This window comes from Butyrivibrio sp. YAB3001 (genome assembly GCF_900112195.1).
Classification (GTDB): Bacteria; Bacillota; Clostridia; order Lachnospirales; family Lachnospiraceae; genus Butyrivibrio.
The window spans coordinates 1-10,832 of record NZ_FOKR01000041.1 but is presented as its reverse complement, the minus strand read 5'-3'; the positions used below and the strand labels follow the sequence as shown (position 1 = coordinate 10,832).

Below are 10,832 nucleotides of genomic sequence, written 5' to 3'. Positions count from 1 at the left end.
ATTATACTACCTCCTTTGTTTTTGTGATAGTGTCTATGGTTTACAGAACCATATTTCAGCCCTCAAATTCGTATTACAATTACAAATTTAAAGGCTGAGTATAATCCTGCGAGGATCATCAATAATTAAGCCATCATATATATTCTGACTTCCGTTTTACAGATACTATGCGCACTTGTATCTTAAGCTACGGTACTTCATTAAATTGCATTTTGGGATAATGCTATGGCTTTTTTACGTTTCAGACTCCCAATCTAAAACGGGTTTTTACAATCTTCACCTATTACTTGAGGGAACTCTATGCGATTGATAACATAGGCGGCTGTTCTTTACATCCCTCTACTGCTGAGATGGTCAGTGTATTATCGCCCCACTGACAGGGCTTCGGTTTTCGTTTCTGAATTTTGTTATTAAAGTTAGAATCGGAAATCATAGGCATCACCTTCTTTCATTGTTTTTTAGACACAAACCTCAAACCACAATCCCGAATTGGAATTATGGTCTGAAATTCGAGCCTACAAAGCATTAGCAAGCTTTACAGCTTATGTACTCTGGATAGATGATTTTTTCAATTACAAGGTCAATAAGCATATTTAAAAGTTGCTCATGTTCTTCTCTTGTCACTTTGATTTTTTCAAAACGTTCTGTAATCTCAAGTTTATTATCTATTCTTCTAGTTAATCTTGAATATCGCTTGTATAAACATCTAGCATTGTTTTATCTCCTTTTTACTTTATGGCAAAAAATAACGTATAAACCGATGAAGGTTTATACGCCTTGTAATTGTGTTGATGATTATTCATTAGCATCTAAGTCTGTTAAATCCATTATCTCTAAAACCGTAACGCATAGAGATATAAGGCTTAAGATTAACAAGCATAGTTGTAATCCTGTGCCTAAAGATTTTGGCACTACTGTTAATTCTTTTGATACTTTTGAATTTTTAAGTATTTTGTGCATAGACAGAAATCCTCCTAATGTGTTATTATCTCAGTAGGGAAGGCTAGAACTGTATGGCTCTAGCCTATGGTTTAAAACATTGCTTTACTTGAGAATTATCCTAAGGATGAAGTCTACTATACGCACAATATAGCAGATAATCCTTAGGATTTTCTCATAATCAGGCTTTTTTAAACCATTCCTACTAGAGAAATTCATAAAGCACCTCCTTGAGATATGTTGGTAGTTGGCTATTTATAGCCCTACAGTTATAGTGATGTAGCCACTGATTTAAGCATAGTCCTTTGACAGGCTAGGCTTTTTACTTGCTCTTAAAGGTCGCAAGTTATACCTTGTATATAAGATGCTATTAGTGCTTTTTTGTAATAATCCTTATAAAGCTTTTTCTCAAGTTCTGTAAAGGTAAATCGTGCCTGTGCTTCTTCTGTAGCGTCTAATTCAGCAAGCTTTTCAGTCGCATTATTCTTAATGAGTTCAATGTCTTCGGAATAATCCTTGCCTGTAGCTTTTGCAACATTTTCAAGTGATTCTACAGCTGAATCTCTTTCAACGATAATTGCTTCTCTACGTACTTTTGTTGTTACAGTGAAAGCCTTTACTGTCATAAATTCTGATACTCTTTCAGTGAGTTCCTTTGAAGCCTTGAAAAAATCTACTTTTTTGTTGATGTTGGCATGATATAATCTCCTTCTGCGGTTTTACCGCTTGCAAATTTTATTTTGTGGCACTATTACCACAAGCAAGCACACAAACTAGGGTATAAATAGTTTGTGTGCTTAATCTAGTAATAGCTTAATTCAAGAAGTATCAAGAAGTATTGCGTCAGAGCCACTGAAGAAGTATAATATGTATGGGTAAAAGGGTGCTTAAAAAGCAAGCACCCAAAAAGAAATTAGTGTATCATATTTTTGATTAGCTCAATGGCGAGATTGACTAATCCTTGTATGCTTACAAGAAGAATAGCACGTATCAAATCTTTACGTGCTATTTCTTGTTATAGGCAAACAGGGAATCCCTGTAAAAGCGGATTCCCTAAAAATCTTATTGTGCCACTGTATAGAGATACAGTAGTAGTGTAGTTATCAGAATAACCAAATTGGTCAGAATTGTGGTTAACCCAACTGCTACATCTAACAGTGGCTTTTTTTCGCACTTTTTGCAGTGCCTAGATTTTTTATTTTTGCCCATAAAAACGCCCTTCAGCTTTCAACTCGACTGTTAGAATCGGCGCACTTTTTCGTTGATGCGCTTACGACCTGCCTACGAAATATTTTTCTCCATCATCCCTTCAAGACTACTCATTACTCACGGTTTCCACTCAGCCTACTCCACGCCTTCACTATACCTCCACCTCCACCTAGTTTACGTTCTATTTTTCGACCTACCGAGTCACGCTCTTCATGCCTATTATCCCTGTACAGGTTCAGTTGTAAGAGAAAAAAACGTCCGTGATCGCTTGCGCAAAGTCTGATAAAAGTGCCAGTCACTGCGAACTTTTCTTCACAGTGACTGGTACCACTGTCTTTGTGTTTGTGAAAAGAGAGAGCTTCTTGGAAATACAAACCACCTTCTATATATATGTAAGAAGTAATGCTGCATGCAATTAAATACCGGAAAGACAGGTAATACAAGGTGAAATAAATAATTCATTTCAACGCAGAGTTTTTTAATAATAATTTCAGAGATATTTACTTATGAGAATTTGCGGAATTTAGTAAAATAGTTGTAGCAATCTAGTTAACATAAACCATTTATCTCAGGAGGTAATTATCAATGAATAAAAAATCTGCTTTTGAAGTATACCTGTCTGCGGTTTTTAAATGGGGTATTACTGCACTGGTATCGGCCTGTATGTTTGCTACAGCAATGTTCATAGTAGAAAAGATAATTGGCTTTTATCAGGTTATCCCTTGGATCGCAGTAATAATTTTCAGTATCATGGATGTGTGTTTCTTTATTACAGGAATGCTGATTCTTAAGTCTTCATTTGATGAAGATGGATATTTAAAAGATGGAAAACTTCAAATAGGAAAGATTTTCTGCTCAGTTGTTCTTATCCTTCAGTGGAACTACATTATTTACATGGTTCCGACCAGAACATTCTGGGGATTTTTATGTTTCTTCCTGATACTTATCGGATTCTTTATGGATATTAAGCTACTGTCCGTTACCGGTAGTATTTGTATTGTTTCTATGTTTATTGCATGGTTTGTCAGAGGCACAGCTCTTTTGCCAGTAAAAGACGAACTCTTTATTACAGATGTAATCATGTGTGTTGTAGGCCTTGTGCTTTCGTTAGCCGGCCTTGTAATGTTCTTATTCTTTGTTTCACACTTTTTGATTACTGCCAAAAAGGATGAGCTTGAAGAGAACAACAGGCGTGTTACAGGTGTTATGGATGCTGTTCGTTCAATATCTTCCAAGATGGTAACTGCAGGAACAACTCTTTTGGATATCTCATCAAGTGAGAGCGCTTCAGCAGAAGAGTTATCAGCAACAAGTGATGAGCTTGTTAAAAACAGTAATATTCTTGGTAGTAAAGCAGATGAGAGTATGGCAAACTTGTCAGAGCTTAATGATTGCGCAAGCATTGTAGAAGAAAATGTTGAGACTGTTGAGAAGACATCTGACAACCTTCTTAAGAAGTCAAAAGAAAATGAGAAATCATTAAATGATCTTCAGGGAATAAATTCGGAAGTTTCTGATTCTATGGCAGTTACAACAGATATTGCAGACAGACTTCTAAAGGCAGTAGATGAAATTGGAACAACGCTTGAACTTATTCAGGGAATTTCGTCATCAACAAGCCTTCTTGCTCTTAATGCTTCAATTGAGGCCGCAAGAGCGGGTGATGCTGGAAAGGGATTTGCTGTTGTAGCAACTGAAGTTGGTAAGCTTGCAGAAAACACGCAGAGCTCACTTAAGGACGTTGGTGCAATAATTGAAAGAGTTCAGAAGAACGTAGAAGAGATTACAGGACAGGTTGAGATAAATGCCAATAAGCTTGCTGAACAGAATGAACAGTTTAAGACAGTATTTGGCGACATAAGTGAAATGACTACAATGTTGAATGATTCGGTTAATGCAATTGAAGAGATGAATGAGGCACATAAACGCCAGTCAGAAATCATCAAAAAAACTGTTGAGATTAACCAGAATATCGCAGAGAGTATCAGAAGTGAGAACGAGCAGTTTGTGGCTATCAGTACCATGGCTGGAAATAATGCTACAAATACTGAGCATGTTGCACAGCAGGCTAGTGCAATCAATGACATGGTTGATGAGATTAATCGTCTTCTAAATAATTAAAAAGATGTGAGTGTCAAAAGACTGTGCCTTCTAAAAAAGAGGGCACAGTCTTTTTCTATTTTGAAGATACATCAAATTAATTATTTCTTATGAAGTGGGCACAATGCTTTAAGCGCTAATCTCGTCTCTGTAGTATTTGGCCTGAGCTTCAAACATTTCCGCATAAATTCCTGACGGAATCTTTATAAGCTCATCGTGTGTTCCGTATTCCGCAATGTGTCCATAACATTGTCTCATTGAAAAAATATGTAAATAATATTAAATTTGAGATCCTTTTTTCGTTCCTGCATTGACAGTATAATTTATTGAGATTAAAATAACAGTGTTACGTAACAGTGTTATCAAAAAAGAAAAACGATGGTGTGACATATGAAAACAGATAATGGAACCAAAGAAAAACTTTTAAATAGCGCAAAAGAAGAATTCATGGAAAAGGGTTTCCAGAATGCTTCGCTTCGAAAAATATGCAGCAAAGCTGGAGTAACTACTGGCGCAGTTTATTGTTTCTTTGGAGATAAAGAAGGATTGCTTATCGGTTTAGTAGAGAATGTGTATCAAAACGTTATGCATACGATTAGCAATCATATGAAGGAAATGTCATCTGATGGCTTTGCTGCTCATATGCATGAGATTGGAGACCATGATTCTTTTGTTGAAGAGTTGGTTCACACGTTATATCAGGACTATGATGCAGTGGTACTTCTGATGTCAAAATCTGCCGGATCAAAATTTGAAAATGTGGTAGAGGATCTAATATCTCAAGTAGAATCACGACTTGGTGATTTGGCGGAAACATATGCTAAATCAGTTCAAGGTAAGAGTGTAAATTACTATATGGTTCATTGGTTATCACACTTGTCAGTAATGTCGTTTGTTCATGCTTTGACACATTTCGAAGATGAGAGTGAAGCTCTAAAATATATGAAACCTGCAATGGAACATCTAATTGTGGGCTGGAGGAATTTTATACTAGAAGATGTAGAGGCGTAGGTTAGTGTTATGAAAAAAATTTTATTCGAATTAATTGGCATCCGTTTGTTTGAGAGGGTGAAGACATCATGGAAAGATACTTGAAGGAAACACGAATGATAAATTATTCAGATGAGAGTATTCAAAATCTGATCAAAAATAGAGGATGGAAAGGATTAGATACGTATGAATGCTTAAAGTCTATCTACGATTTTGTAAGGGATGAAATACTTTTTGGATACAATGTTGACGACAATATCCCGGCATCAAAAGTTCTTAGCGATGGTTATGGTCAATGCAACACAAAAGGAACGTTGTTTATGGCGTTGCTTCGTGCCTGTGGTATTCCTTGTCGAGTTCATGGATTTACTATCAATAAAGAATTGCAAAAAGGAGCAATGACTGGATTTGTTTATAAAAATGCGCCACAAAATGTTTTTCATAGTTGGGTAGAAGTGTACTTTGAAGATCATTGGTATGAGTTGGAAGCATTTATACTTGATAAGTCTTATGTAAATAAGCTTCAGAAAAGGTTTGCAGATTGTACAGGTGCATTCTGCGGATATGGTGTAGCAGTTAAGGATTTTCATAATCCTGTTTTAGATTTCAATAAGAATAATACTTACATTCAAAGTGAAGGAATTAATCAAGATTTTGGCGCATATGATTGTCCTGATGATTTGCTTGTAGAACATCATCAAGAGATGACGCCATTAAAAGCGTTTGGGTACAGGCATCTTGGAAGATATTTGATGAATCGTAATGTCAGAAGAATAAGAAATAGCTAGAGAAAATATAATGATAGGGAAGTGGTTTTTTATTATGAGGACAGCGGAAGAATACAAGGATTTAACAATTAAAGAGTTTACCAAAGCTGCGGATATATACGAATCTGAGCAGGCTGGTATTTACGAAATCTGTAAAGACGATTATCCATATATTGCAGCGGAGCTTTCAAAGGAAGATTATCAGGATTTATTGGACTGTGGATGTGGTACCGGCCCAATGATTTCTCTTTTGCATGAGCAGGATGCAACTAAGCATTACACTGGGTTAGATATCACTCCTCGAATGATTGAAGTTGCAAAGGCTAAGAATCTCAGCGGTGTAGATTGGGTGGTTGGAGACTGTGAAAACTTACCTTTTGATGAGAATTTCTTTGATGTTATCATTTGCTCCAACAGCTTTCATCATTACCCGAATCCACAGAAATTTTTCGATAGCGTGAAGCGAGTATTGAGACCAGGTGGAAGACTCATTTTACAGGATTACACAGCACCACGAATCATCCTTTGGCTTATGAATCATACAGAGATGCCACTTGCAAATCTAATTGGACATGGTGATGTGAAAGCTTATTCATTAAGTGAAATCAAATTGTTTTGCAATAACGCAGAATTGAAGGTTGATTCTTTAGAAGCTGCTAAAAACTTTAGAATGCATTTGGTAGCCAGAAAGTAGAGGAATATTGCAAATATGAGCGTTACATTAACACCATTACAACAGTCAGATAGAGAACAATTTATTTATACTAGATAATCAGGAAGCCTTCAACTATGGAGCTATGGAAGAATTTGGTTTGAGGGATAATCACTTTGAAGAGGATGAGCAGATTATCTCTCTAGTGACTGGTATCATTACTTACGATTAATTGCTTATAAAGTACAGATGGAGAAGGAAAGGGGAAACCTATGATGACAGTATTGTATGGTATCTGTTCATTTATTAATGAATCTGCATCTCTTGGATGGCAAGGACTTATTGTAGGTATCATCGTTGCAGTGGTTCCTCAAGCCTTAACCATTTGGGGAGCAGAAAGAATTGGTATGCTAAAAGAAGTATTGGCTAGAATATAATGATTTATCAATTATTGAATAGTTGTTTTTCTTTAAATCCAGGTGTTTATCTGCACCTGGAAATTTTTTGAAAAATTTTAGATGTAACCGTTGACATTACATCAAAACGGTGCTATATTAACATCATCAGATGCAATCACAGCGGTTACAACAATGAACTTTTTAACATTCGAGGATAATTACCTCGCAGGGCAGAGCCCGGAAAGGAAAATAATCATGACAAATAAGGAAAAAGCATTAGCACTCATCGGAACATTCATATCAGGAGATACAGCAAAGGCAAAGGAACTTTTGGCGCCTGGCTATATTCAGCATAACCTGGCATTTGGTACAGGAGCAGATGCATTTGTAGCAGCAGTTGAAGGACTTGCACAGGCACCTGTAAAATCAACAGTTAATAACATTCGTTCATTTGAGGATGGAGATAAGGTTTTTCTTCAGACAGTATATAATTTTGCAGGAGCAGGAGAGCAGGTCGGATTCGATGTTTTCAGATTCGATGAAGACGGTAAGATTGCAGAGCACTGGGATAATCTGGCAGACAAGGCAGCTCCTAATCCTTCAGGACATACTCAGATTGATGGAACTCTTGAGAAGAAAGATGTAGATAAGGAAGAGACACGTAAGGTTGTAGCTGGATTTGTAGGCGATGTACTTCGTGGGGAGAATCCTGACAAGCTCACTTCTTACTACGATGGAGATAAATATATCCAGCATAATACTTCAATTGCAGATGGTCTTTCAGGTCTTGGAGCTGCACTTGAAGATATGGCTAAGCAGGGAATCTCAATGGTTTATAACAAGACTCATATGGTTCTTGCAGATGGAGATTATGCTCTTGCCTGCTCAGAAGGAACCTTTGGCGGCGTACCTACAACCTACTACGATCTGTTCCGTGTTGAGAACGGATTTATCGCAGAGCACTGGGATGTAATGGAGACATTAGCTGATAAGTCTACATGGGCTAATGAAAACGGAAAGTTTTAATGTAACCATTGCAACTACATCTGCCACGAAGTAAAATGATGGCAGGAGGAATTAAAAATGCAGATATCAAGCAGATTTACGGTTGCACTTCATATTTTTACATGTGTGGATACATTTAAAGATGAACACAAGGTAACGAGCGATTTTCTTGCAGCCAGTATAAATACGAATCCAGTCATCATTAGAAAGATACTTACTCAGCTTAAGAACGCAGGGTTAATAAATGTTATCAGAGGAACAGGCGGAATAGAGCTTACAAGAGATCTTAAAGATATAACTTTTTATGATGTGTATCAGGCAATTGAGCCTTTGGAGGATGGAGATTTATTTAGATTTCATGAATCACCAAATCCAGAGTGCCCTGTTGGTAGGAATATCCATTCACTTTTGGATGATAAGTTGAAAAACATCCAGGAAGCGATGGAATCAGAGATGAAAAAATACACTCTTAATGATTTAAGATCCGGAATGCAGGAACTGTTGGCAAAAGAAGCGTAAACGTGAGACTCTGAGGTATTTACTTCAGAGTTTTTTAAAGGGGTGTGATATGTCTGATAATAAAACACAGGAAGAACGTCTTGATTATCTTGTAGAAGGATTCAAGGCAGATTCTGATGAATATAAGGAAATACAGACGCCAAATAGTACGGAAGATAAAAGACGAATCTTAAGATCACTTATGAATATCCGTATGCCGAAAGAATTGTCCTCTGATGTAATGAAAGTACAGGATGAATATTTATTAGAGAGAGCAGCTGAAAAGGGTGTGGTGAATCTATCAGACATCCCGGTTATCAGGGATGGACTTTCTATTTGGCAAGGGGATATCACAAGACTTTCGGTGGATGCTATTGTTAATGCGGCTAATTCGCAGATGCTGGGCTGTTTTGTACCGATGCATACTTGCATAGATAACTGCATACATACTTTTGCAGGAGTGCAATTAAGAGCCGAGTGCAACAGGAAGATGAATGAACTTAGGATCAGATATGGAAGAGACTATGAACAGCCCACTGCAGTTCCAATGCTTACTGAAGCTTATAATCTTCCGGCAAAGAAAGTTATTCATATAGTAGGCCCAATCGTACAGTACAAACTTACTCCTGAATTGGAAAAGGATTTGGAGAACTGCTATAGAAACACATTGGATATGTGTGCTGAAAATAGCTTGAAGAGCGTTGCTTTTTGCTGTATTTCAACAGGAGTATTTCATTTTCCTAACAAAAAAGCAGCTGAGATTGCCGTTAAGACTGTGTCAGAATGGTTTCGTGAAAATCCTGGTAAGGTAGAAAGAGTGATATTTAATGTTTTCAAAGATGAGGATAAGGCCATTTATGAAAAACTTATATGATGATATGCCTAATAGTTATCAGGAAACTATAGAGAAAGGAATGAATGCTGTGAGATACTTTACTAGAAGCATGTCCTATGGTAAGGGAAGCGAAGAAGAGCAAATAAAAAGGCTTTTGCAAGAAATCAAGGAAGCAGACGCAATTGTCATTGGAGCAGGAGCGGGACTATCAACATCTGCTGGCTTAACATATAGCGGCAATCGTTTTGAAAAATACTTCTATGACTTTGCCAAAAGATTTGGAATAAGAGATATGTATTCAGGTGGATTCTATCCGTTTCCAAGTGAAGAAATCCGCTGGGCCTGGTGGGCAAGACATATTTATTTTAACAGATATATTGATGCTCCAAAGCCAGTGTATAGGGATCTTCTTAAGATAGTTTCCGATAAGGATTATTTTGTTATCACAACAAATGTAGATCACCAGTTTCAAAGAGCAGGTTTTGACAAGAAAAGATTGTTCTATACTCAGGGTGATTATGGTTTGTTTCAGAGCGTGAATCCTGCTATTCAGAAAACCTTTGATAATGAAGAATGGGTAATGAAAGCTATGGAAACACAAGGTTTTGTAAGAGATGATCAGGGAGTATTTCAGGTACCGATTGATGGTAAGCTACTGATGGAAATTCCTTCTGAGCTGATTCCAAAGTGTCCTGATGACGGCTCTGATATGACTATGAATTTGAGAGCTGATGATTCTTTTGTCGAAGATGAAGGATGGCATAGGGCATCTGCAGCATATTCTGATTTTATTCGCAGACATGAGAATCTTCATGTTCTTTATCTTGAATTGGGAGTAGGAGCTAATACGCCCGTAATAATAAAGTATCCGTTCTGGCAGATGACGCTGGCAAATGAAAAAGCGATATATGCCTGCTTAAATTATGGTGAATCATTCTGCCCAGAGGAAATTGCAGATAGAAGTATATGTATTGATGGTGATATTGCAACCATATTACAAGAGTCTTGACCGAAATTGACTCGTTTTGTCTCGTCTCGACCGACATTAGCACTTTTCTTATAGATTTAAGCGTCCACATGACCAAAACCTCAAGGTCGTGTGTGGCGCTTTTTTAGTTGTCCGAAACCGGAAAGCGCGCGCCGGTGTTTGCGAATGGTGTGGTAAACACACAACTGATGTGGTCATGCATCAGGTTGTCAAACGGCGAATTATGGGAGGAGGTTTCAGCGAATTGTTTTCGGAGATTTCTCCTCCTGCACGGCGCAGTCAGTTCAGAAGCATCACATTCCTGCCGGAGTTGCAGCTCATTTTCGTAGGCTTGTTTCAGTAAGTCAATCCTGATTTATTGAAACAAGGCTATGAACCGAAGTACATAGCCTTTGAACCTTTACAATTAAATATCTCATTCGACTGCTCAAAAGGATACATACTCATGAAG

The 10,832-nt window shown here is 37.3% G+C and carries 11 protein-coding genes; 9 read left to right on the top strand and 2 right to left on the bottom strand.

Going from position 1 to position 10,832, the window contains the following annotated elements:
• Positions 1 to 795: 795 nt before the first annotated feature.
• Together BM086_RS21185 and BM086_RS20135 are read right to left on the bottom strand one after the other, a co-directional pair.
• Entirely contained in the window at positions 796 to 960 is a 165-nt protein-coding gene (locus BM086_RS21185; protein ID WP_175560407.1) for a hypothetical protein, read from the bottom strand.
• Positions 961 to 1,271: 311 nt separating this feature from the next.
• Positions 1,272 to 1,565: a hypothetical protein gene (locus BM086_RS20135; RefSeq protein ID WP_092332219.1), complete on the bottom strand. Its 294-nt coding sequence runs from the start codon at positions 1,563 to 1,565 to the stop codon at positions 1,272 to 1,274.
• Positions 1,566 to 2,733: 1,168 nt separating this feature from the next.
• On the opposite strand from BM086_RS20135, the gene BM086_RS20125 reads away from it, so the two are divergent.
• From BM086_RS20125 to BM086_RS20085, 9 genes are all read left to right on the top strand, one after another.
• A complete protein-coding gene (locus BM086_RS20125; protein WP_092332208.1) occupies positions 2,734 to 4,269 on the top strand; it encodes a methyl-accepting chemotaxis protein in 1,536 nt (511 codons plus the stop codon).
• 369 nt (positions 4,270 to 4,638) lie between these two features.
• Positions 4,639 to 5,259, top strand: coding sequence for a TetR/AcrR family transcriptional regulator (locus BM086_RS20120; protein WP_092332203.1), 621 nt, complete (start codon positions 4,639 to 4,641; stop codon positions 5,257 to 5,259).
• Between the two features lie 68 nt (positions 5,260 to 5,327).
• The gene (locus BM086_RS20115) at positions 5,328 to 6,026 is read left to right on the top strand and encodes a transglutaminase-like domain-containing protein (protein WP_092332199.1); all 699 of its coding nucleotides are present in this window, start codon (positions 5,328 to 5,330) and stop codon (positions 6,024 to 6,026) included.
• A 34-nt stretch (positions 6,027 to 6,060) separates the two neighbouring features.
• Positions 6,061 to 6,699 (top strand): class I SAM-dependent methyltransferase, encoded by a 639-nt coding sequence (locus BM086_RS20110; protein WP_092332223.1) that lies wholly within the window; start codon positions 6,061 to 6,063, stop codon positions 6,697 to 6,699.
• Positions 6,700 to 6,929: 230 nt separating this feature from the next.
• A complete protein-coding gene (locus BM086_RS21180; RefSeq protein WP_175560406.1) occupies positions 6,930 to 7,094 on the top strand; it encodes a hypothetical protein in 165 nt (54 codons plus the stop codon).
• Between the two features lie 216 nt (positions 7,095 to 7,310).
• Positions 7,311 to 8,081 carry a nuclear transport factor 2 family protein gene (locus BM086_RS20100; protein WP_092332196.1) on the top strand — a complete coding sequence of 257 codons (771 nt, stop codon included), beginning with the start codon at positions 7,311 to 7,313 and terminating at the stop codon, positions 8,079 to 8,081.
• Between the two features lie 57 nt (positions 8,082 to 8,138).
• The gene (locus tag BM086_RS20095) at positions 8,139 to 8,579 is read left to right on the top strand and encodes an Rrf2 family transcriptional regulator (protein WP_022776971.1); all 441 of its coding nucleotides are present in this window, start codon (positions 8,139 to 8,141) and stop codon (positions 8,577 to 8,579) included.
• A 49-nt stretch (positions 8,580 to 8,628) separates the two neighbouring features.
• Entirely contained in the window at positions 8,629 to 9,432 is an 804-nt protein-coding gene (locus BM086_RS20090; protein WP_092332193.1) for a protein-ADP-ribose hydrolase, read from the top strand.
• On the top strand, positions 9,416 to 10,402 hold the full coding sequence (locus BM086_RS20085) for an SIR2 family NAD-dependent protein deacylase (protein ID WP_092332188.1): 987 nt from the start codon (positions 9,416 to 9,418) through the stop codon (positions 10,400 to 10,402). The genes BM086_RS20090 and BM086_RS20085 overlap by 17 nt, the downstream gene beginning before the upstream one ends.
• Positions 10,403 to 10,832 lie beyond the last annotated feature (430 nt).

Excerpts from the sequence above, each read along its gene's own strand:
- BM086_RS20095 (WP_022776971.1), top strand. The coding sequence starts at position 8,139 with ATGCAGATATCAAGCAGATTTACGGTTGCACTTCATATTTTTACATGT.
- BM086_RS20100 (WP_092332196.1), top strand. The coding sequence starts at position 7,311 with ATGACAAATAAGGAAAAAGCATTAGCACTCATCGGAACATTCATATCA.
- BM086_RS20090 (WP_092332193.1), top strand. The coding sequence starts at position 8,629 with ATGTCTGATAATAAAACACAGGAAGAACGTCTTGATTATCTTGTAGAA.
- BM086_RS20085 (WP_092332188.1), top strand. The coding sequence starts at position 9,416 with ATGAAAAACTTATATGATGATATGCCTAATAGTTATCAGGAAACTATA.
- BM086_RS20115 (WP_092332199.1), top strand. The coding sequence starts at position 5,328 with ATGGAAAGATACTTGAAGGAAACACGAATGATAAATTATTCAGATGAG.
- BM086_RS21180 (WP_175560406.1), top strand. The coding sequence starts at position 6,930 with ATGATGACAGTATTGTATGGTATCTGTTCATTTATTAATGAATCTGCA.
- BM086_RS20135 (WP_092332219.1), bottom strand. The coding sequence starts at position 1,565 with ATGACAGTAAAGGCTTTCACTGTAACAACAAAAGTACGTAGAGAAGCA.
- BM086_RS20120 (WP_092332203.1), top strand. The coding sequence starts at position 4,639 with ATGAAAACAGATAATGGAACCAAAGAAAAACTTTTAAATAGCGCAAAA.
- BM086_RS21185 (WP_175560407.1), bottom strand. The coding sequence starts at position 960 with ATGCACAAAATACTTAAAAATTCAAAAGTATCAAAAGAATTAACAGTA.
- BM086_RS20125 (WP_092332208.1), top strand. The coding sequence starts at position 2,734 with ATGAATAAAAAATCTGCTTTTGAAGTATACCTGTCTGCGGTTTTTAAA.
- BM086_RS20110 (WP_092332223.1), top strand. The coding sequence starts at position 6,061 with ATGAGGACAGCGGAAGAATACAAGGATTTAACAATTAAAGAGTTTACC.